Here is a 22,053-nt window from a genome sequence, read left to right as displayed (position 1 = left end):
TTCAAATTAAAATATTTATCTTTCATTTTGAGATCAAAATAACACTTTTATATCTTTCGATCTGATTAAAATTAACCACCGTTTGGCAAGATAACTAAAATCCCTACAGGAGAGAATAATGATCGACACCATCACACTCGGTGCTGAGTGGTTTATCGGGCTGTTCCAGAAAGGCGGAGAAGTGTTTACCGGTATGGTGACCGGTATTCTTCCCCTGCTGATTAGCCTGCTGGTCATCATGAATGCGCTGATTAACTTTATCGGCCAGCAACGTATTGAACGTTTTGCTCAGCGCTGCGCCGGAAATCCACTGTCCCGCTATTTGCTACTGCCGTGCATCGGCACATTTGTATTTTGTAACCCGATGACGCTGAGTCTGGGTCGCTTTATGCCAGAAAAATACAAGCCCAGCTACTACGCCGCCGCCTCTTACAGTTGCCATTCCATGAACGGCTTATTCCCGCACATCAACCCCGGCGAACTGTTTGTCTATCTGGGGATCGCCAGCGGCCTGACCACGCTGGGGCTTCCGCTTGGCCCACTGGCGGTGAGCTACCTGCTGGTCGGTTTGGTGACTAACTTCTTCCGCGGCTGGGTGACCGATTTCACCACCACTATCTTCGAGAAAAAAATGGGCATTCAACTTGAGCAGAAGGTGCATCTGGCGGGAGCAACATCATGACACGTATTCGTATTGAAAAAGGCACCGGTGGCTGGGGTGGCCCCCTTGAACTGGATGCTGTACCGGGCAAGAAAATTGTCTATATCACCGCCGGAACTCGCCCCGTAATAGTCGACAGGATAGCAAGCCTGACCGGTTGGCAGGCAGTTGATGGCTTCAAAGAAGGCGAGCCGCCGGAGAACGAAATTGGTGTGGCGATCATCGACTGCGGCGGCACGCTGCGCTGTGGTATCTATCCCAAACGCCGTATACCGACGGTGAATATTCACGCTACGGGTAAATCCGGCCCGCTGGCTCAGTACATTGTCGAAGATATCTATGTCTCTGGCGTGAAAGAAGAAAACATCACGATTGTCGGCGAGGCATCCGCTGCGCCGCAACCTGCAAGCAGCACTATCGGTCGCGATTACGACACCAGTAAAAAGATTACCGAACAAAGCGACGGCCTGTTGGCAAAAGTGGGAATGGGCATGGGTTCAGCCGTTGCGGTTCTGTTCCAGTCCGGACGTGACACCATCGATACCGTCCTGAAAACTATTCTGCCATTTATGGCGTTCGTCTCGGCACTGATCGGCATCATTATGGCTTCGGGTCTGGGAGACTGGATTGCCCATGGACTCGCGCCGCTGGCCAGCCATCCGTTGGGACTGGTTACTCTGGCGCTGATCTGCTCTTTCCCGCTGCTGTCGCCTTTCCTCGGCCCCGGTGCGGTTATCGCCCAGGTTATCGGCGTGCTGATCGGTGTACAGATTGGTCTGGGGAACATTCCTCCGCATCTGGCGCTACCTGCCCTGTTCGCCATTAACGCCCAGGCTGCATGTGACTTTATTCCGGTCGGATTGTCGCTGGCCGAAGCACGTCAGGACACGGTCCGCGTCGGCGTGCCATCCGTACTGGTGAGCCGTTTTCTGACCGGCGCACCTACCGTTCTCATCGCCTGGTTTGTTTCTGGCTTTATTTACCAATAAGGGGCACTCAAAAATGACCGTCATTTATCAAACCACCATCACCCGTATCGGCCAGAGCGCCCCGGATGCACTGTGCGACCAGATGCTGATTACCTTTCGTGAAGGCGCGCCAGCGGATATCGAAGAGTTTTGTTTCATCCATTGCCACGGGGACCTGAACGGCTCTTTACAAGCCGGGATCCAGTTTGAACTGGGCCAGCACCACTACCCGGTCACCGCCGTTGGCAGCGTGGCGGAACAAAACTTACGTGAACTCGGGCATATCACCCTGCGCTTTGACGGGCAGAGCGAAGCGGAATTCCCCGGCACTGTACACGTTGCGGGCCCCGTCCCGGACGGTATCACCCCGGGCTGTATTTTGAAGTTTGTTGCTTAAGATTGAAGGAGATAAAAATGAATCAGGTTGCCGTTGTCATTGGTGGAGGCCAGACCCTGGGGGCATTCCTTTGCCGTGGGCTTGCGACAGAAGGATACCGCGTCGCGGTGGTGGATATTCAAAGCGATAAAGCTGCCAACGTCGCGCAAGAAATTAACGCCGAGTTTGGCGAAGGTACCGCGTACGGTTTTGGCGCAGATGCCACCAGCGAACAGAGCGTGCTGGCGCTGTCGCGCGGAGTGGATGAAATATTCGGTCGTGCCGATCTGCTGGTTTACAGCGCGGGTATCGCTAAAGCCGCGTTTATCAGCGACTTTCAGCTTGGGGATTTCGACCGCTCGCTGCAGGTCAATCTGGTCGGCTACTTCCTCTGTGCTCGTGAATTTTCACGCCTGATGATCCGCGATGGCGTGCAGGGACGCATTATCCAGATCAACTCAAAATCAGGGAAAGTGGGCAGCAAACACAATTCAGGCTACAGCGCGGCAAAATTTGGCGGCGTGGGCTTAACCCAGTCGCTGGCACTGGATCTGGCGGAGTATGGGATCACCGTACATTCGCTGATGCTCGGCAACCTGCTGAAATCACCAATGTTTCAGTCGTTATTACCGCAATATGCAACCAAGCTGGGCCTTAAGCCAGATGAGGTGGAGCAGTACTACATTGATAAGGTTCCGCTTAAACGCGGCTGCGATTATCAGGACGTACTGAACATGCTGCTGTTTTACGCCAGTCCAAAAGCCTCTTACTGCACCGGGCAGTCCATCAACGTGACCGGCGGTCAGGTGATGTTTTAATGTTGAATTGCCGGATGGCGGCTGCGCTTATCCGGCAAAATCAAAGGAGTACATAATGGTTTCCGCACTGATTACCGTCGCCGCTATCGCCTGGTGCCTGCAACTGGCGCTTGGTGGCTGGCAAATATCCCGCTTTAACCGGGCGTTTGATCAACTCTGCCAGCAAGGTCGGGTTGGTGTTGGTCGCTCCGGTGGGCGTTTTAAACCGCGCGTGGTGGTAGCCATCGCGCTGGATGAGCAGCAACGGGTGACCGACACGTTATTTATGAAAGGTCTTACGGTATTCGCCCGACCAGGCAAAATTGCCACGATAATGGGCAAACATCTTGATGATTTACAGCCTGATGTGATCTTTCCCCATGATCCGTTATCACAGAATGCACTATCATTGGCGCTTAAACTGAAACATGGGTAATTTCGTTGTGAATGCTAATAGCTTGCGAAATTATCATTTTGCAACTTATTAAGTCAGGGTAATCACGCCTATGAAACCTCGTCAGCGTCAGGCTGCCATACTGGAGCATCTGCAAAAGCAGGGCAAATGCTCGGTTGAAGAACTGGCCCACTACTTTGACACGACCGGCACGACCATTCGCAAAGACCTGGTCATTCTGGAAAATGCCGGAACCGTCATTCGTACCTATGGCGGTGTGGTATTAAATAAAGACGAATCCGACCCGCCAATCGATCACAAAACGCTAATCAATACGCATAAAAAAGAGCAGATTGCCGAGGCCGCCGTCCGTTTTATACACGATGGCGACTCTATTATTCTGGATGCAGGTAGCACCGTACTGCAGATGGTGCCGATGCTCACGCGCTTTAGCAACATCACCGTCATGACCAACAGTCTGCACATTGTTAACGCCCTTTCGGAGCTGGACAACGAGCAAACTATCCTGATGCCCGGCGGGACCTTTCGCAAAAAATCTGCGTCATTTCACGGTCAGCTGGCAGAAAACGCCTTTGAGCAGTTCAGCTTTGATAAACTCTTCATGGGCACCGACGGCATTGACCTCAATGCCGGCGTGACCACCTTTAATGAGGTGTTTAGCGTCAGTAAAGCGATGTGCAATGCCGCTCGCGAAGTGATTCTGATGGCTGACTCGTCAAAATTTGGGCGCAAAAGCCCTAATGTTGTATGCAGTCTGGAAAGCGTCGACAAGCTGATTACCGATGCGGGCATAGACCCTGCGTTTCGTCAGGCGCTGGAAGCAAAAGGGATTGAAGTGATCATAACCGGAGAAACCAATGAGTGATGCACTACTGAACGCGGGCCGTCAGACGTTAATGCTGGAACTACAGGAAGCCAGCCGACTGCCAGAACGCCTGGGCGATGATTTTGTCCGCGCCGCTAATACGATTATCCACTGTGAAGGCAAAGTCATTGTCTCCGGTATTGGTAAATCAGGTCATATTGGCAAAAAAATTGCGGCGACCCTCGCCAGTACCGGCACGCCCGCCTTTTTTGTGCATCCGGCGGAAGCGCTGCACGGTGACTTAGGGATGATCGAAAGCCGTGATGTCATGCTGTTTATCTCCTACTCCGGCGGTGCGAAAGAGCTGGATCTCATCATCCCACGCCTGGAAGACAAATCCGTCGCACTGCTGGCAATGACCGGAAAACCGACCTCACCGTTGGGTCTGGCAGCCAAAGCCGTGCTGGATATTTCCGTTGAGCGCGAAGCCTGTCCGATGCGCCTGGCACCGACGTCCAGCACCGTAAATACGTTGATGATGGGCGACGCGCTGGCGATCGCCGTAATGCAGGCGCGCGGCTTTAACGAAGAAGATTTTGCCCGCTCACATCCGGCAGGTGCGCTGGGCGCTCGTCTGTTAAATAAAGTGCATCATCTGATGCGCCGTGACGATGCCATACCTCAGGTGAAGCTCACCACCAGCGTTATGGACGCGATGCTGGAACTCAGCCGCACGGGTCTTGGCCTGGTCGCGGTCTGCGACGACCAGTCACTGGTGAAAGGGGTCTTTACCGACGGTGACCTGCGCCGCTGGCTGGTTGGCGGCGGAGCGCTCACCACCCAGGTTAGCGAAGCTATGACTCAGAATGGCATTACGCTACAGGCGCAGAGCCGCGCGATTGACGCCAAAGAGATCCTGATGAAGCGTAAAATCACTGCCGCACCGGTTGTCGATGAAAACGGTAAACTCACCGGTGCTATCAACCTGCAGGATTTCTATCAGGCCGGTATTATCTAATCCTTCAGACCCAGACGTTTCGCCAGCCGGTGCAGGTTGGCGACGTCTGTTTCCAGCGCCCGCGCGCTTGCCGCCCAACTGTGATTATTTTGCGCCAGTGCCCGGCGGATCATCTCCCGCTGGAACGACTCTGTTGCTTCACGCAGATTGTGATGTTGTGGGATCTCCGCAACAACTTCCGCCACCTGCGGAGCCGGACCTTCATCCTGCAAGGCAAAATGCTGCGCCTCCAGCACCACTTCATCCCCTGCCCTGGTAGCCCTGGCCAGAACAACCGCCCGGTGAATGGCATGTTCCAGCTCGCGCACGTTTCCGGGCCAGCCGTAATTCAGCAGATGACTACGCGCTCCGGGGCTTAGCACCACGCGGGAAAGACCCAGCCGTAGTCGGCATTGCTCGCAAAAATAGCCGGCCAGCAGCACCACATCTTCGCCGCGCTCACGAAGAGGCGGTACAGAAAGGGGGAAAACGCTCAGACGGTGGAACAAATCCGCGCGGAAATTCCCGGCCAGCACCTCTTCGCGTAAATCACGGTTCGTCGCCGCCAGCACCCGCACATCCACGCGCAGGCTGCGATCGTCACCCACGCGCTGAATATCGCCGTACTGCAATACGCGCAGCAGCTTAGCCTGTAGCGCCAGCGAGAGTTCGCCTATCTCGTCGAGAAACAGCGTCCCATTGTCGGCCATTTCAAACTTACCGCTACGATTGCTGATAGCCCCGGTAAATGCACCTTTTACGTGACCAAACAGCTCACTTTCGGCTACGGTTTCCGGCAACGCCGCGCAGTTCAGATACACCAGTGGATTCACCGCGCGCGGCGAACCTTCATGGATAGCTTTAGCCACCAGCTCCTTCCCGGTTCCTGTTTCGCCGCTAATCAGCACGTTGAGATCGGACCCCGCCACAATCTCAATTTCTTTTTTCAACTGCATCATATTGGGCGACAGGCCAATCATCTGGGTTTCCGTCACCTGCTCAAAGTTGGTTGACGAACCTGGCAGCATATTCTGGCTTTCCAGTTGTTCAATCAGCAGCGCATTGCTCAGCGCACCCGCCGCCAGCGCGGCAATCAGCCTAAGTTCCTCATCGCTGAAAACATCGAACTGATCGGGCTCCATGCCATCCAGGGTTAACGCACCAATCAAATTTTGACCGGCGAACAACGGCAGCCCAATACAGGCATGCACCTTCAGACTCTCCTGCCCCGGAATCAGACCATCATATGGGTCTGGCAAATCGCTGTCGGCAGGGAAACGAACCACGTCTCCGGCGCGGGCAATCGCCTCCAGACGCGGATGCCCTTCCAGAGTAAAGCGTCTGCCGAGAACATCCTGCGCCAGCCCATCGATCGCCAGCGGAATAAACTGTCGCGACTCATAGCGCAGCAGTGCCGACGCGTCGCACTCCAGCACCTGACGCAAAGTGGTTATCAGACGTTGAAAACGGTCCTGATGTCCAATACCGCTTTGTAATTCAATGGCGATGCCCGCCAGCACGTCTACGGAAAAGCTCATGACTACCTCATTGTCATTTTGACAATTCATATTGTCATATTGACAATAAAATGAATAGTCATTTTGACTACCACTTAATAAGCAGGAAACAATAAAACCATTAAAATCAAAAAGATAAAAAGTTGGCACGCAACCTGCAATAAGCAAAACATCTTTTTTAGAAAAACGCTGAATTAATTACTGAGGTTGCTATGTCTATTCTGGTTAAAAATAACATTCATTGGGTTGGCCAACGTGACTGGGAAGTTCGTGATTTCCACGGGACTGAATACAAAACGCTGCGCGGCAGCAGCTACAACAGCTATCTCATCCGTGAAGAAAAAAATGTCCTGATCGATACAGTAGACCACAAGTTTAGCCGTGAATTCGTGCAGAACCTGCGCAGTGAAATTGACCTCGCGGATATCGACTACATCATCATTAACCACGCGGAAGAAGACCATGCAGGGGCGCTGACTGAGCTGATGTCCTGCATCCCGGACACGCCGATTTACTGCACAGCCAACGCCATTGACTCCATCAACGGGCATCACCATCACCCGGAGTGGAACTTTAACGTGGTGAAAACCGGTGATTCACTGGACATTGGTAACGGCAAACAGCTGATCTTCGTTGAAACGCCAATGCTGCACTGGCCTGACAGCATGATGACCTACATGACCGGCGACGCGGTGCTGTTCAGTAACGACGCCTTCGGTCAGCACTACTGCGACGAACGTCTGTTTAACGACGAAGTTGACCAGACCGAACTGTTCGAACAGTGCCAGCGTTACTACGCCAACATTCTGACGCCGTTCAGCCGTCTGGTTACACCGAAAATTACTGAGATCCTCGGCTTCAACCTGCCTGTCGATATGATTGCTACTTCCCACGGCGTGGTTTGGCGCGACAACCCGACGCAAATCGTGGAAATGTATCTGAAATGGGCGGCGGATTATCAGGAAGACCGCATCACCATTTTCTACGACACCATGTCCAACAACACCCGCATGATGGCGGACGCCATAGCCCAGGGCATCAACGAAGTTGACCCGAACGTGGCGGTGAAAATCTTTAACGTCGCCCGTAGCGATAAGAACGAAGTTCTGACTAACGTCTTCCGCTCTAAAGGCGTGCTGGTCGGTACTTCGACGATGAACAACGTGATGATGCCAAAAATCGCCGGTTTGGTGGAAGAGATGACCGGCCTGCGTTTTCGTAACAAACGCGCCAGCGCCTTTGGCTCACACGGCTGGAGCGGCGGCGCAGTAGACCGTTTGTCTACGCGTTTGCAGGATGCTGGTTTCGAAATGTCGCTGAGCCTGAAAGCGAAATGGCGTCCGGACCTGGATGCGCTGGAACTATGCCGCCAGCACGGCCGTGAAATCGCGCGTCAGTGGGCGCTTGCTCCACTGCCGGAAACAACCGTAAAAGCCGCATCCAAAGAAGAAGAATGCGCTTGCGCCGCTGCGGCTGCCGCCGATCTTGGCCCTAGCATGCAGTGCAGCGTGTGCCAGTGGATTTACGACCCGGCAAAAGGTGAACCGCTGCAGGATGTTGCGCCGGGAACGCCGTGGAGCGACGTGCCTGACAACTTCCTGTGCCCGGAATGTTCATTAGGTAAAGACGTCTTCGACGTCCTGGCAACGGAGGCAAAATGAGCCGCGGAATTGTCATTATTGGTTCGGGCTTCGCCGCCCGCCAGTTAGTCAAAAATATCCGTAAGCAGGATGCAAATGTCCCGCTGACCCTGATTGCTGCGGACAGCATGGATGAGTACAACAAGCCCGATCTCAGCCATGTTATCAGTCAGTCACAGCGTGCAGACGACCTCACCCGCCAGTCGGCGGGGGAGTTTGCCGAACAGTTTAATTTGCGCCTGTTCCCGCACACCTGGGTAACCGACATCGATGCTGATGCCCACGTAGTGAAAAGCCAGGATCAGCAGTGGCAGTATGACAAACTGGTGCTGGCGACGGGCGCTTCAGCCTTTGTACCGCCGGTTACCGGACGTGAGTTAATGCTCACGTTGAACAGCCAACAAGAGTATCGCGCTTGTGAAACGCAGCTGCGTGACGCCCAGCGGGTACTGATAGTCGGCGGCGGCTTGATTGGCAGTGAACTGGCGATGGATTTTTGTCGTGCCGGTAAAGCGGTAACGCTTATCGACAACGCCGCCAGCATTCTGGCTTCGCTGATGCCGCCGGAAGTCAGCAGTCGCTTACAGCATCGTCTGACCGATATGGGCGTACACCTGCTGCTGAAATCACAGCTTCAGGGGCTGGAGAAAACGGCGTCAGGTATTCGTGCCACGCTCGATCGTAGCCGCAGCGTAGAAGTCGATGCGGTGATCGCCGCCACCGGCTTACGCCCGGAGACCGCACTGGCGCGTCGTGCCGGATTGAACATCAATCGTGGCGTCTGCGTCGATAGCTACCTGCAAACCAGCCACCCGGACATTTATGCTCTCGGCGACTGTGCGGAGATTAACGGTCAGGTGCTCCCGTTCCTGCAGCCGATTCAGCTGAGCGCCATGTATCTGGCGAAAAACCTGCTCGGCGGCAATGCGCCATTGAAACTGCCAGCCATGCTGGTAAAAGTCAAAACGCCAGAACTGCCTCTGCATTTGGCCGGGGAAACCCAGCGCCGCGATCTGAACTGGCACATCGCCGCCGAAGCGCAGGGAATGGTTGCCAGAGGGATGAACGACGAAGGCCAGCTGTGTGCGTTTGTCGTCAGTGAAGACCGCATGAAAGAGGCCTTTGCGCTGCTGAAAACGTTGCCTGTGTAAGTCTGGGATACCGGATGGCGCCGCTTCGCGTCTTATCCGGCCTACGACTTTGCCCGGCAACGCTGCTACTGATTTATTAACCTCACGCACATGGATGTGCGTTGCCACTTGTCGGTATGCCCCGACATGTTTTTCTTGCCCCGCCAGTCCCGGGGCTTTTTTTATTTTTGCGCCAACGCTCGCGCCGCGGCAATCACGCCCTGCCCCAATGACAACCCGCCGTCGCCCGCCGGTAAACGCTGCGGGAACAGTAAGGTAAAATCACGCAGATAAAACGCCAGACGGGCCGACAATAAGCGGTTATGCATCACGCCACCGCTAAATACTAACGTCTTAATCCCGCGCGCTTCGGCCTGCATTCGCATCAGAGTGGCAAAACCACGCGCCAGCGCGTCGTGAAACGCCCATGCCCTTTCTGCTGGTTTGGCCTGCCAGTTAAGCCATTGCTGCCAAAAAACCGCTAAGTCCAGCTGATTGTCATCAAGCGGCACCGTGACTGGGTGATCAACGCCATTACATTGCGATGCCATCGCCTCAAGCGCACAGGCCGCTTCACCTTCATAACTCAATGATTCCGGTGCACATTGCAACGCGGCGGCAACGGCATCAAACAGTCGTCCGCACGATGACGCCAGCGGAGCGTTAACTCCCCGTTCAATAGCGCGCGCCAGCACGTTCCAGTTTTGATGTTGCAGCACCGATGTTTCCGGATAACGCTGCCAGTCAGGAACAAAACGCAGGCACTGCGCGAGCAGATTACGCCACGGCTGTTTTGCCGCCAGATCGCCGCCCGCCAGCGCTACCGCCGGTAAGCCGCCAAGGTGTTCGCATTCACGATAGTTGACCCGCAAACACTCTCCCCCCCACAGCGCGCCGTTTTCCCCCATACCGATACCGTCTAGCGTCAGAGCAATCACATCACCGCCATTGAGCGGCCAGCCGTGCTCCGCAAGACACGCAGCGGCATGCGCATGGTGATGCAGCACCGTTTCAGTTGGCAGCTCCATTTCACTGGCCCACTGGCTGGAAACATAGCCAGGGTGTGCATCATGCACGATACGCTGCGGCGTAAAGTCATAAATGTTCTGGATCAGGCGTAGCGCATCACGCCACTGTTGCTGAATGCCGTCATCGCTAAGATCGCCCAAATGCTGGCTGATAACCGCCTGCTCGCCGCGCACCAGACAGAAAGTATTTTTCAGATCCGCACCTAAGCACAGCATCGGCGGCACGTCGAGAAATCCTGGTGGTAGTGCGACCGCATCCGGCACATAACCCCGGGAACGACGCAGCATTTCCCCACTGTCACGCACCACGGAGTCATCCATCCGCTGCACAATTTCGCGATTATGCAGCAGGAAACCGTCGGCAATGTCGTGTAAATCTTCCAGCGCCTGGGCGTTGGTAATGGCCGGAGGCCTGCCGCTGAGGTTGCCAGACGTCATCACCAGCGGACAATTCATCTCTTGTAAGAGCAAATGCTGTAACGGATTCGCTGGCAGCATGACGCCAACCTCCGTTAACCCCGGCGCAATGCCCTCGCTCAATGCAGCGACATAGCGTTTCTGCACCAGCACGATCGGCGCAGCAGGGGTAGTCAGCAAACGACGAGCGGGTTCAGACAATCCTTCATCAGAGGGCAGCATCACTGCCAGAGGTTTCGCCGGACGGTGTTTGCGCAGCCTGAGTAGCGCTACGGCGTTATCATTTCGCGCATCGCACACCAGATGAAACCCACCAATGCCTTTAACCGCCACAATACCGCCTGCTTTCAGCCGCGTTACCGCCGCCTGCAGCGCCTCTTCTTTCTCCGCTCGCTCACCTGCACAGAACCACTCCAGATGAGGGCCGCATGCCGGACAAGCCACTGGCTGGGCGTGGAAGCGACGGTCGTACGGATCGCGATACTCTTTGTCACATTGCGCGCAGAGTGGGAATGACGCCATTACGGTAAACGGACGATCGTAGGGCATCGCGCGGATAATCGTAAAACGCGGACCACAGTGGGTGCAGTTGATAAAGGGGTATCGGTAACGACGTTCACCGTGGGTGTTCATTTCAACAAGGCATTCGGGACAGGTCGCGGCGTCCGGAACGATTTGCGTATTCATCGTACCGGCAGCACTTTGACGAATCGAGAAATCGGCAGGCTGCTGCGTCCAGGCGAATGGTTCACTCTCAACGCTGTCAATGCGCGCCAGCGGTGGGCAGTGTTGATGCAACTGCGCAATAAACTCCGCCGGATCTTCCTGTAAGCGCACAACCACACCGTCACCGTCGTTACACACATCGCCATGCAGTTGTAAGCGCTGCGCCAGTTGCCAGACGTAGGGGCGAAATCCGACGCCCTGTACTTTGCCGCGAATACGCAGCTGTACGCCGGAGTGGTTGTTTATTGTCATTAAGTCGTTCCCGCAGTCATCTATCCCGGTTTGCCTGATGGCGCTACGCTTATCAGGCCTACGTGGATGCGAACAGTAGGCCGGATAAGGCAAAGCCGCCATCCGGCATAAGTACTACCGTATTTTACGCGGATTTTCAGATATCAGAACAGCAAAGATGCGGTGGAATCCAGCGCGGCGCGACGACGTTTTTCCGCGCTCAGTTGCTCAAGCTTATTGCGATCCACATATATCAGTGCGTGAGTCGGGCACACTTCCATACAGGCAGGACCGGCCTCACGATGGTGGCACAGGTCGCACTTATTGGCTTCAGCTTTTTCTGCACGGACGTTCAGACCTGCGCCGCTGTTACGCACGACCGGACGCACGACCACTTCCATTGCGCCGTAAGGACAAGCCACAACGCAGGTTTTACAGCCAATGCAGCGTTCCTGCATTACGTGGACAAAACCTTTATCACGGCTGATCGCACCGTTCGGACAGACGTTAGCGCACGGCGCGTCTTCGCACTGGCGGCACAGCGTCGCCGTGGAGACATTAACACCTTTGATGACGTGAATGCGGGGTAAAAAGGTTTCAGGGGTCAGCGATGCGCAGTCCTGGTTATCCTGATGGGATACCACGCAGGCCACTTCACAGGTACGGCAACCAATGCATTTATTGGCGTCTGCAATGATGAAACGGTTCATCAATTTCTCCAGCAATGACAGAATATCTGCCGAAGCATACACAAATCGTGCCAGAATTTAATTTACTGTTTTTAAAGGTGTTTTATTCTGAAGAACGCAAGAAGGGCGTGTCATCGTCACTAGTGACGATGACAAATGACAGCTGTCAGCGCGAAACGGGCGGCGCAACTGAGTCGCGCGCAATGAGTTCACCGGTGAAGGTCTTTGACGGCGTAAACGCCCCGTCACCTAACATAAAGATCAGGCGCCCAATCGTTTCCTGAATCATTTCTGTTACCGGAATTTTAACGCTGGAAAGCGCCGGAATAGTGTATGGCGCGAGGGCGATATCATCAAAGCCAATCACCGACACCTGTGCGGGAACACTCACACCATGCTCGTGCAACTGCTTCATCGCGCCGATCGCCATATCGTCATTGCTGGCCACCAATGCGGTAAAATTGACCTTGCGCGAAAGCAAAGTATCCACACCCGCTGCGCCGCAGGCTGGCGTCCATTTTCCTTTAACAATCAGATCATTATTTAGCGCGATCCCATGATGTGCCAGCGCGTCTTTATAGCCTGAAAGTCGCTCCACGCCGGTTGGCGAATCCATCGAGCCGGTAATAAAACCAATCTCTTTATGCCCGGTGGCAATGAGCTGAGTAACGGCGTTAAAGCTGGTCTGCTTTTGATCGCACCATACGCTGTGGCTACTGTTTTTCCGCAGGCGTCGATTAAGCACCATAATCGGCTGGCTGTGGGCATCGATGATGTCATCTATCTCATCCACGCTGAGAAAACGCGGATATATCATAATCGCGTCACAGCGCAGGTCGAGCAGATACTGGATCGCCTGGCGCTCTTCCTCAGCGCTATGCTTACCGTCAGCCAGTAACAGCTGGCGCCCTTTATCTTCCGCCATCCGCGCGGTATGAAACAGCAGTTCGCTGAAATAGACGCCGTGATAAAGGGTGTTTGTTACCACCAGACCCAGTGTCTGCGTGGTTTTCGCCGCGAGACTGCGCGCCAGCAAATTTGGGCGGTAACCACTCTCTTCAATAGCCTGAAACACCCGGTCTTTGGTTTCCTGGCTGACATAGCCGTTTCCGGAAAGCACCCGGGAAACCGTCGCTTTCGACACTCCGGCCCGCTTCGCCACCTCCAGCATCGTGGTCATATTACTCATCCCTTTTCTCTCAATGTGACGCAGTGTACTGCACCGTTTTGCCGCTGTCCTTGCTGCTAAATCGCAGACGCTGACATCTGGTGATCTGCGTCACAATTACAAAAATTGATCAAAATTAAATCTTGATCAGTTAATTCAATTTAAACATGCTTTTGTGGAACCGGTTTCCTATCTGCGTTTCATCAACCCAGAAAAGCGACCCACGTAAACGGATAAAAAATAACGTACTCTACTGATAAAACAGGATTAAATCCGATGTCCAAGAATTATGCAGCGCTGGCGCGCTCCGTTGTGACGGCTCTGGGAGGCGTCGACAACATCACAGCAGTGACCCACTGTATGACCCGTTTGCGTTTCGTTATCAAAGATGACTCGCAGGTCGACAGCGCGACGCTGAAAACCCTCACTGGCGTGCTGGGCGTGGTGCGCAACGAGAACCAGTGTCAGGTGATTATCGGCAACACCGTTTCGCAGGCATATCGTGAAGTGGTCAGCCTGTTGCCTGCCAACATGCAGCCTGCTGAGCCGCAAATCAAACCCCGACTGACGCTGAAGCGAATTGGCGCGGGGATCCTTGATGCGCTGATCGGCACGATGTCACCGCTGATCCCGGCAATTATCGGTGGATCAATGCTCAAGCTGCTGGCAATGGTTCTGGAAATGACCGGCGTGCTGGTGAAAGGATCGTCCACCCTCACCATTCTGACCGTTATCGGCGACGGCGCATTTTTCTTCCTGCCGCTGATGGTCGCCGCTTCGGCAGCCATTAAATTCAAAACCAACATGTCGCTGGCAATTGCTATTGCGGGTGTGCTGGTCCATCCCAGCTTTATCGATCTGATGGCAAAAGCCGCGCAGGGTGAGCACGTTGAGTTTGCCCTGATCCCAGTGACGGCGGTGAAATACACCTACACGGTGATCCCGGCGCTGGTCATGACCTGGTGCTTGTCATACATCGAACGCAGGGTCGATCGTATAACTCCGGCGGTGACCAAAAACTTCCTCAAACCGATGCTGATCGTGCTGATCGCTGCCCCGCTCGCCATCGTCATCATTGGCCCGATCGGTATCTGGATCGGTAGCGCGATTTCAGCGCTGGTCTATACCATCCACGGCTATCTCGGCTGGCTGTCAGTGGCCATTATGGGCGCGCTGTGGCCGCTGCTGGTAATGACCGGTATGCACCGTGTCTTTACGCCAACCATTATTCAGACGATTGCCGAAACCGGAAAAGAAGGCATGGTAATGCCATCGGAAATTGGCGCCAATTTGTCGTTAGGTGGTTCATCGCTGGCAGTGGCATGGAAAACCAAAAACCCGGAGCTGCGCCAGACTGCGTTAGCAGCTGCCGCCTCAGCCATCATGGCGGGCATTTCCGAACCCGCGCTATATGGCGTGGCAATCCGCTTGAAACGTCCGCTGATTGCGAGCCTTATCAGCGGTTTTATCTGCGGTGCTGTTGCTGGAATGGCCGGGCTTGCAAGCCACTCCATGGCGGCTCCAGGTCTGTTCACCAGCGTCCAGTTTTTCGATCCGGCCAATCCGATGACCATCGTTTGGGTATTTGGCGTGATGGCACTGGCGGTAGTGCTTTCTTTTGTACTAACGCTGATTCTCGGCTTTGAAGATATTCCTGTCGAAGATGCAGCCGCGCAGGCCAGAAAAAACCAGGCCGCACAACCGGGCAATATCAATGGAGCCAGCATTTGACTGGTATGAACTGAGGTTAATTATGTCTGTTTTTCCGCAAGGATTTTTATGGGGCGGCGCACTGGCCGCCAACCAGTCTGAAGGGGCATACCGGGAAGGCGGCAAAGGGCTGACTACCGTCGATATGATCCCCCACGGCACACACCGCATGCCCGTCAAACTGGGTCAGGAAAAGCGCCTTACGCTGCGGGATGAAGAATTTTATCCCAGCCATCAGGCGATCGACTTTTATCATCGCTATAAAGAAGATATCGCGCTGATGGCGGAAATGGGGTTTACGGTTTTTCGTACTTCCATTGCCTGGAGCCGCCTCTACCCTAACGGCGACGAGCTGACGCCGAATGAAGACGGAATCGCGTTTTATCGGGCCGTGTTTGCAGAGTGTAAAAAATACGGTATTGAGCCATTAGTCACGCTGTGTCACTTCGATGTGCCTATGCATCTGGTCACCGAGTACGGCTCCTGGCGTAACCGCAAAATGGTGGAGTTCTTTACCCGCTACGCCCGTACCTGCTTCGAGGCCTTTGACGGTCTGGTGAAGTACTGGCTGACGTTCAACGAAATCAACATTATGCTGCACAGCCCCTTTTCAGGCGCCGGGCTGGTATTTGAAGAAGGTGAAAATCAGGATCAGGTGAAATATCAGTCCGCTCACCACGAACTGATAGCCAGCGCCCTGGCGACTAAAATAGCCCATGAAATTAATCCGCAAAACCAGGTCGGTTGTATGCTGGCTGGCGGTAATTTTTATCCTTACTCGTGTAAGCCGGAAGATGTGTGGACCGCACTGGAAAAAGACCGTGAAAACCTGTTCTTTATTGATGTGCAGGCGCGCGGGGCCTACCCGGCTTACTCTGCCCGCGTGTTTCGCGAAAAAGGCGTGGTAATCGAAAAAGCCCCGGAAGACGACGACATCCTGAAAAACACCGTCGATTTCGTCTCGTTCAGCTATTACGCATCGCGCTGCGCCTCCGCTGAAATGAACACGGGCAATACCAGCGCCGCCAACGTGGTGAAGTCGCTGCGTAATCCGTACATTGCCGCCAGTGAATGGGGCTGGGGAATCGATCCGCTCGGCCTGCGCATCACCATGAATATGATGTATGACCGCTACCAGAAGCCGCTGTTTCTGGTGGAAAACGGGCTGGGAGCGAAAGATGAAATCGATGCTAACGGTGAGATCAATGACGACTATCGCATCAGCTATTTACGCGAACATATTCGCGCCATGGCAGACGCGATTGAAGATGGCGTGCCGCTGATGGGTTACACCTCCTGGGGCTGTATCGATCTGGTTTCTGCCTCAACCGGTGAGATGAGCAAACGCTACGGTTTTGTCTATGTGGACCGCGATGACGCGGGCAACGGCACGCTGGCACGTACCCGTAAGAAATCATTCTGGTGGTACAAAAAAGTCATCGCCAGTAACGGTGCCGATCTGGCATGACGAATCTGCCGGAGGGGGTTACAGCCTTCCGGCAGAAGTGCTTATTTTCATTTCATTTATTACATTCCAGATTTGGAATCGTCCTTCCAGTTTCAGGTTTGCCCTCCCCCTTTTTTACTGGCATTTTATTCAGTAGTTTTTAATCCAGGCCGTTCACCACAAGGAAGCGTGCATGTTTGATAAAAAGGGCAAAACAGCGGTGGCAATCACCAAACCGGTACGTCGCTTGAAAGTCAGCTATGTCAGAAAACGCCATGAAGATCCAAAAACGGGTTATACGCGACGAATCAGTCGTCACGCCTCACTCACGCTGAACGGCGACTGGCTGGAACAAGCTGGATTTCCGACCGGTACAGCAGTGAATGTATCAGTGATGCAGGGGAAATTAATTATTGAGCAGGCAATTGAATGACGAGGATACACTGGGAAAACAGGCCGGATGTCGTTCACATCCGGCACTGATACGGTTTACTCTTCTGGTGCTTCCAGCTCGGAGAATCCACCGTGTCCTTCCCAACCGGCTAATCGCTGATAGACGGTATCAACAGCATCTTTGATCGGCTGTGTCATCGGGTAGTAAAAACCGACGATGTCCGGTTGAATGCCGAGGAAAATTACCTCACCAACATCGTCTTTCAGCTGATCTACCAGGTAGTTCAGCGGCATGTTGTGGGTGGTCATCATGAACATCTCGGCAATGTCATCGGGATCGATAATGCGGATTTCACCGGGGTTCAGCCCCATATCGGTGGCATCAACAATCAACAAACGTTGCGGACGCAGTTCTCGGATGGCGATAATATCGTTCTCCGGCGCGCTACCGCCGTCGATGACAACCCAGTTGCCTTGAGGATTTGCAGCACACATTTCAGCCAGCAGCGGGCCCGCGCCGTCATCGCCCATCATGCTGTTACCCACACATAATAAAACGTCAGTCACGGTGTCTCCTCACCATCAGATAGATGGCGCTTTCCTGGTGTATGTCGTGCAGCATGCTAAGCATCAGCTTGCTCCACTCCTGCTGCTGCGGGGTCTGCACGGCACGCGCATCATCGAACGCGCGCGCCAGCATTTGTACATGGTTGAAATCGATAACGATCTCGCCGTATTTCGGCACGCCTTCCATTTTCCGGCGGGCTTCGCTTCCCTCTGCAAGGGTAGCAATCCATGCCAAATATTCGTCCCATGGACAAGTTAACGCCGATTCCAGGCAATCGATGATCCCAAGGTGGTGACCAATCGCCAGGCTGTAATAGACAACCTGCTGCGCCTCAGCGGGCGTCGCATCGTTCTCATCAATAAATTTACGGCTCAGTTGACTGAACACCACCGTTTCACTCATCGGATACGCGCCTCTTCGACAACATGGTTAAGATGCGTGACGATCTCGGTCAGACGCGGATCGTTTTCCGCTTCCAGCCAGCGCGCCACCTGATGTTCACCCTGCCCTAACTGCGTCATATAGTCATCAGCAATCTGACGGCCGTAGCGGTATCCCGCCAGACGGCGAGCTTCGCGGTCTACCTTGACGCGCAGCGGCTGAACCATGTCCGGATGCAGAATTTCCGCCGGCTGTTCGTCCAGTTCACCCGGCGCACGCGCGTGAATTTTTTGCTCCAGCAGACCCAGCGCCATGGCAAAACCATACAGCGTTGCCGCAGGCGTCGGCGGACAACCTGGAATATACACGTCCACCGGTACGATTTTGTCCGTGCCGCCCCATACGCAATATAAGTCGTGGAAGATACCGCCGCTGTTACCGCAGGCACCGTAAGAGATACAAATTTTCGGATCTGGCGCAGACTGCCAGGCACGCAGCGCCGGAGAGCGCATGGCACGGGTTACCGCGCCGGTAAACAGCAGAATATCCGCATGGCGCGGTGACGGTACGACTTTGATGCCAAAACGTTCGGCATCAAACAGCGGAGAAAGCGTAGCAAAGATTTCGATTTCGCAACCGTTGCAGCCGCCGCAGTCCACGCGGTAAACATACGCTGAACGCTTGATGCTTTTCAGCAGCGATGCTTTCATGCTGGCAATGGATTCATCCACCGTCATCGGTACCGGAATACCGTTGGCGTCACGTGGGCCTAATAAATTGCTCATCAGCTGGCCTCTTTCATATGGCGAGTCAGTTCAATACGGTCAGACGGCACCAGGCATTTCTGGCGCTTACAATCCGGGCAGGTCTCAAAGCTTTCACGGTGGTTTTCCGCGCGGGTATCACCGTTGTGCTTAAGCAGCGCAATGGCGTAATCAATCTCTTTTTGCACCGCAAACGGACGGTTACATACGCGGCAATTGCACAGCGCAAAACGAGACTGCTGCAGGAAATCATCTTTCTTCCACACCGCCAGCTCATACTCCTGCGACAGCTTGATTGCCGCTGTCGGGCAGACTTCTTCGCAGCGGGCGCAGAAAATGCAGCGCCCAAGGTTGAACTGCCACGCCAGCTCATTGGTGACCAGATCGGTTTCTACCGTCAGAGCGTTCGACGGGCACGCATTGACACAGGCCGCACAGCCGATGCACTGCTGCGGATTGTGCTCGGGTTTACCGCGGAAATTTTTATCGACCGCAATTGGCTCCAGCGGATACGACGACGTCGGCGCCCCGGTTTTGATGACTTTTTTGATAAAGGTAAACATGGCGATTCCTTATTTCAGCGGCGAGTTTTTACGCTCGATGCTGTAGCGCTCAAGTTCTTTGTACGGCACGACTTTGCTCTTCTTCTTACGCACATCGACCACAGTCATACGGTCAGTACAGGAGTAGCAAGGATCGAGGCTACCGATAATCAGCGGGGCATCGGAAACGGTATTGCCACGCAGCATGTAGCGCAGCGTCGGCCAGTTGGCGTAAGTCGCCGCACGGCAGCGCCAGCGATACAGTTTCTGGTTGTCGCCGGTCATGCTCCAGTGGATGTCATCTCCACGCGGCGCTTCAGCAAAGCCCAGTGCAAAACGGTGAGGAATATAGGTAAAGCCTTCCACCGCCAGCGGTCCGCCCGGCAGGTTGTCCAGACCAAAGTCGATCATGTTCAGTGCGGTATAGACTTCATTGATACGGACTTTCAGGCGAGAAATAACGTCGCAGCCCTGCTCGCTGTGAACTTCCATCGGCAGCAGGCCATAGCCTACAAACGGGTGATCGGCGCGGGTGTCACGCGCGTGACCGCTGGCGCGAACCATCGGACCGACGTTACTAAAGTCGCGAGCGATTTCTGGATCCAAACGACCAATACCCACGGTACGCTGTTCCATGTTCGGCGTACTGAGCAGCATATCGACCAGTTCCTGCACCTCACGACGCATCTGCTGCGCCAGTTGACGGGTCTGGATCATATCGTCTTTCAGCAGGTCACGACGGATACCGCCGATCAGGTTCATACCGTAAGTTTTACGCGCCCCGGTGAGGATCTCCGCCATCTTCATCGACGTTTCACGCACGCGGAAGAACTGCATAAAGCCGGAGTCAAAACCGGTGAAGTGACAGGCCAGGCCGAGGTTCAGCAGATGCGAGTGCAAACGCTCCACTTCCAGCAGAATGGCGCGGATCATCTGCGCGCGTTCCGGCACCACGATACCCATCGCATTCTCTACGGAGGTGGTATAGGCGGTGCTGTGGGCAAAACCGCAGATGCCGCACACACGGTCCGACAGGAACGTCACTTCGTTGTAACCCATACGGGTTTCCGCCAGTTTCTCCATGCCGCGGTGGACATAGAACAGACGATAGTCGGCGTCGATGATGTTCTCGCCGTCAACAAACAGGCGGAAGTGACCGGGTTCATCGGAGGTGACGTGCAACGGGCCAATCGGCACCACGTTATTTTTCTTGTCGCCCAGTTCGTTGATGAACTCGTAGGTTTCAGCATCGGTAGTCGGCGCTGGGCGCTGACGATAATCCATGCTGTCTTTACGCAGCGGATAGAGTTCGTCCGGCCAGTCATCCGGTAACACCAGACGGCGCTCATCCGGTAAACCAACCGGGATCAAACCGTACATGTCGCGCACTTCACGCTCGCCCCAGACCGCTGCTGGAACGCGCGGCGTGACGGACGGGAACTCCAGTTTATTGGCATCGACTTCAACGCGGACGGTTATCCAGCACTTGGTGCCCTGCTCCATCGACATCACGTAATAAACGGCGTAATGACCGCACAGCTGACGTTCGTCGTTACCAAACAGCACGGATAACCAGCCGCCCTGTTTGTAGTACAGGAACTCCACCACTTCCGGCAGGTAGTTCACCTTGACGGTGATCGTCAGCTGATCTTTGGTCTGCCAGGCTTCATCCAGCACCACGCCCGGAAAGGCCTGGTGCAGCGCAGCGAGATATTGTTGACCTAATTTTTCTTCAGACATGCTCAAACTCTCTTAAATCACGCCACCAGCAAGGAGACGAACGCTAAAAACGAAAACCCAAAACCGGCCCAGGTCACGCGTGAAGTGGCGCAAAAACGCAGACGCGCCATGCTGTTTTCGAACAGGGCGATGACCAGCACGCCGAGGACCAGCTTGACGACGGCAATCACCAGCGCCAGCAGCAGTCCACCGGCGGTGAAGGTTTCCATCTGTCCCCACGGCAGGAACACGCCAACGAACATTTGCAGAACGACCAGCTGTTTGAGGCTAATGCCCCACTTCAGCACGGCAAAACCGCTGCCGCTGTATTCAGTCAATGGACCTTCCTGCAGCTCCTGCTCTGCTTCCGCCAGATCGAACGGCAGTTTGCCCATTTCGATAAAGGTGGCGAAAGCACAGGCGCACAGTGCCAGAATCAGCGGGATGCTGCGCGCAGCAGGCCAGTGGTAAATGGTATCGGCGATATTGCTGATATGGGTTGAACCCGCAACCTGTGCCGCTACCCACAGCCCCAGCAGCAGGATAGGTTCAACCAGCACACCGAGCATCGCTTCACGGCTGGCGCCAATGGCGGTAAACGGGCTACCGGTATCCAGTCCCGCGATAGAGAAGAAGAAACGGGCGATGGCGAACAGGTAAATTAAGGTGATCAGATCGCCAAGTTGTGGCAGCGGCGAGCCAACGGTCACTACCGGCAACGCAGTGGCGATAGTCAGCATCACGCCCACCATCACAAACGGCGTCAGGCGGAAAACCCAGCTGGAATCCGCAGGCGCAATGCTCTGACGGCCCAGCAGTTTGATAATGTCGCGGTATTCCTGCAAAACGCCCGGACCGCGGCGATTGTGCAAACGCGCACGCGCCACGCGGGTAACACCGGACAGCAGCGGCGCAACGGCAAACAGCACCAGCGCCTGAATTAACGGATATAAAACACTCATTC

Annotated in this window: 22 protein-coding genes; 12 read left to right on the top strand and 10 right to left on the bottom strand. The window is 54.6% G+C overall.

The features are described 5' to 3' along the window. The first annotated feature begins 118 nt into the window (after nt 1-118). The 7 genes from srlA to gutQ all read left to right on the top strand — a co-directional run bounded on the left by srlA (nt 119) and on the right by gutQ (nt 5,040). On the top strand, nt 119-682 hold the full coding sequence (gene srlA, locus SK35_RS05415; protein ID WP_003037339.1) for a PTS glucitol/sorbitol transporter subunit IIC: 564 nt from the start codon (nt 119-121) through the stop codon (nt 680-682). Next, nucleotides 679-1,650: a PTS glucitol/sorbitol transporter subunit IIB gene (srlE, locus tag SK35_RS05410; RefSeq protein ID WP_048215693.1), complete on the top strand. Its 972-nt coding sequence runs from the start codon at nt 679-681 to the stop codon at nt 1,648-1,650. The genes srlA and srlE overlap by 4 nt, the downstream gene beginning before the upstream one ends. Nucleotides 1,651-1,663: 13 nt before the next feature. Further along, nucleotides 1,664-2,026, top strand: a complete 363-nt coding sequence (gene srlB, locus SK35_RS05405) for a PTS glucitol/sorbitol transporter subunit IIA (RefSeq protein ID WP_008785621.1) — start codon at nt 1,664-1,666, stop codon at nt 2,024-2,026. A 17-nt stretch (nt 2,027-2,043) separates the two neighbouring features. Then, nucleotides 2,044-2,823: a sorbitol-6-phosphate dehydrogenase gene (gene srlD / locus SK35_RS05400; RefSeq protein ID WP_048215692.1), complete on the top strand. Its 780-nt coding sequence runs from the start codon at nt 2,044-2,046 to the stop codon at nt 2,821-2,823. 55 nt (nt 2,824-2,878) lie between these two features. Next, the gene (gutM, locus tag SK35_RS05395) at nt 2,879-3,238 is read left to right on the top strand and encodes a transcriptional regulator GutM (RefSeq protein ID WP_008785622.1); all 360 of its coding nucleotides are present in this window, start codon (nt 2,879-2,881) and stop codon (nt 3,236-3,238) included. 70 nt (nt 3,239-3,308) lie between these two features. After that, complete coding sequence (gene srlR, locus SK35_RS05390) at nt 3,309-4,082, top strand: glucitol operon DNA-binding transcriptional repressor SrlR (protein ID WP_003037350.1); 774 nt, start codon at nt 3,309-3,311, stop codon at nt 4,080-4,082. Further along, on the top strand, nt 4,075-5,040 hold the full coding sequence (gene gutQ / locus SK35_RS05385; protein WP_003825938.1) for an arabinose-5-phosphate isomerase GutQ: 966 nt from the start codon (nt 4,075-4,077) through the stop codon (nt 5,038-5,040). The genes srlR and gutQ overlap by 8 nt, the downstream gene beginning before the upstream one ends. Here gutQ and norR read toward each other — a convergent pair. Continuing rightward, a complete protein-coding gene (gene norR, locus SK35_RS05380; protein ID WP_048215691.1) occupies nt 5,037-6,557 on the bottom strand; it encodes a nitric oxide reductase transcriptional regulator NorR in 1,521 nt (506 codons plus the stop codon). The genes gutQ and norR overlap by 4 nt on opposite strands. Nucleotides 6,558-6,748: 191 nt before the next feature. On the opposite strand from norR, the gene norV reads away from it, so the two are divergent. Next, the gene (norV, locus tag SK35_RS05375) at nt 6,749-8,197 is read left to right on the top strand and encodes an anaerobic nitric oxide reductase flavorubredoxin (RefSeq protein WP_008785624.1); all 1,449 of its coding nucleotides are present in this window, start codon (nt 6,749-6,751) and stop codon (nt 8,195-8,197) included. Continuing rightward, nucleotides 8,194-9,327, top strand: coding sequence for an NADH:flavorubredoxin reductase NorW (gene norW / locus SK35_RS05370; protein ID WP_048215690.1), 1,134 nt, complete (start codon nt 8,194-8,196; stop codon nt 9,325-9,327). The genes norV and norW overlap by 4 nt, the downstream gene beginning before the upstream one ends. Nucleotides 9,328-9,488: 161 nt before the next feature. On the opposite strand, the gene hypF is transcribed toward norW, so the two are convergent. From hypF to SK35_RS05355, 3 genes are all read right to left on the bottom strand, one after another. Then, nucleotides 9,489-11,729, bottom strand: coding sequence for a carbamoyltransferase HypF (hypF, locus tag SK35_RS05365; RefSeq protein ID WP_048215689.1), 2,241 nt, complete (start codon nt 11,727-11,729; stop codon nt 9,489-9,491). A 143-nt stretch (nt 11,730-11,872) separates the two neighbouring features. After that, nucleotides 11,873-12,418 (bottom strand): electron transport protein HydN, encoded by a 546-nt coding sequence (hydN, locus tag SK35_RS05360; protein ID WP_003037366.1) that lies wholly within the window; start codon nt 12,416-12,418, stop codon nt 11,873-11,875. Nucleotides 12,419-12,563: 145 nt separating this feature from the next. Next, entirely contained in the window at nt 12,564-13,577 is a 1,014-nt protein-coding gene (locus tag SK35_RS05355; protein ID WP_048215688.1) for a LacI family DNA-binding transcriptional regulator, read from the bottom strand. A 264-nt stretch (nt 13,578-13,841) separates the two neighbouring features. Between SK35_RS05355 and ascF the strand changes: the two genes are divergently transcribed. The 3 genes from ascF (at nt 13,842) to SK35_RS05340 (ending at nt 17,155) form a co-directional block, all read left to right on the top strand. Next, nucleotides 13,842-15,296 (top strand): PTS cellobiose/arbutin/salicin transporter subunit IIBC, encoded by a 1,455-nt coding sequence (gene ascF / locus SK35_RS05350; protein ID WP_048215687.1) that lies wholly within the window; start codon nt 13,842-13,844, stop codon nt 15,294-15,296. A gap of 22 nt (nt 15,297-15,318) precedes the next feature. After that, a complete protein-coding gene (locus SK35_RS05345; protein ID WP_048216395.1) occupies nt 15,319-16,743 on the top strand; it encodes a 6-phospho-beta-glucosidase in 1,425 nt (474 codons plus the stop codon). 172 nt (nt 16,744-16,915) lie between these two features. Then, the gene (locus SK35_RS05340; RefSeq protein ID WP_008785630.1) at nt 16,916-17,155 is read left to right on the top strand and encodes a SymE family type I addiction module toxin; all 240 of its coding nucleotides are present in this window, start codon (nt 16,916-16,918) and stop codon (nt 17,153-17,155) included. A 56-nt stretch (nt 17,156-17,211) separates the two neighbouring features. Here the strand turns inward: SK35_RS05340 and hycI are convergent, their stop codons facing one another. Genes hycI through SK35_RS05310 form a run of 6 tightly spaced genes read right to left on the bottom strand, consistent with a single transcriptional unit; the run spans nt 17,212 to nt 22,051 of the window. After that, entirely contained in the window at nt 17,212-17,682 is a 471-nt protein-coding gene (gene hycI / locus SK35_RS05335; protein WP_048215686.1) for a hydrogenase maturation peptidase HycI, read from the bottom strand. Further along, the gene (locus SK35_RS05330; protein WP_048215685.1) at nt 17,675-18,085 is read right to left on the bottom strand and encodes a formate hydrogenlyase maturation HycH family protein; all 411 of its coding nucleotides are present in this window, start codon (nt 18,083-18,085) and stop codon (nt 17,675-17,677) included. The genes hycI and SK35_RS05330 overlap by 8 nt, the downstream gene beginning before the upstream one ends. Then, entirely contained in the window at nt 18,082-18,849 is a 768-nt protein-coding gene (gene hycG / locus SK35_RS05325; protein ID WP_003037388.1) for a formate hydrogenlyase subunit HycG, read from the bottom strand. Before hycG ends, SK35_RS05330 begins: the two co-directional genes overlap by 4 nt. Beyond that, on the bottom strand, nt 18,849-19,391 hold the full coding sequence (locus tag SK35_RS05320) for a formate hydrogenlyase complex iron-sulfur subunit (RefSeq protein WP_032944742.1): 543 nt from the start codon (nt 19,389-19,391) through the stop codon (nt 18,849-18,851). The genes hycG and SK35_RS05320 overlap by 1 nt, the downstream gene beginning before the upstream one ends. Before the next feature lie 9 nt (nt 19,392-19,400). After that, nucleotides 19,401-21,110 (bottom strand): formate hydrogenlyase subunit HycE, encoded by a 1,710-nt coding sequence (gene hycE / locus SK35_RS05315; RefSeq protein WP_048215684.1) that lies wholly within the window; start codon nt 21,108-21,110, stop codon nt 19,401-19,403. 17 nt (nt 21,111-21,127) lie between these two features. Beyond that, nucleotides 21,128-22,051: a respiratory chain complex I subunit 1 family protein gene (locus tag SK35_RS05310; protein ID WP_048215683.1), complete on the bottom strand. Its 924-nt coding sequence runs from the start codon at nt 22,049-22,051 to the stop codon at nt 21,128-21,130. Nucleotides 22,052-22,053: the final 2 nt, after the last annotated feature.

This window comes from Citrobacter sp. MGH105 (genome assembly GCF_001037485.2).
Lineage (GTDB): Bacteria > Pseudomonadota > Gammaproteobacteria > Enterobacterales > Enterobacteriaceae > Citrobacter > Citrobacter portucalensis.
Note: the sequence above shows the minus strand (reverse complement) of the source record. Positions and strands in the feature narration are given on the sequence as shown.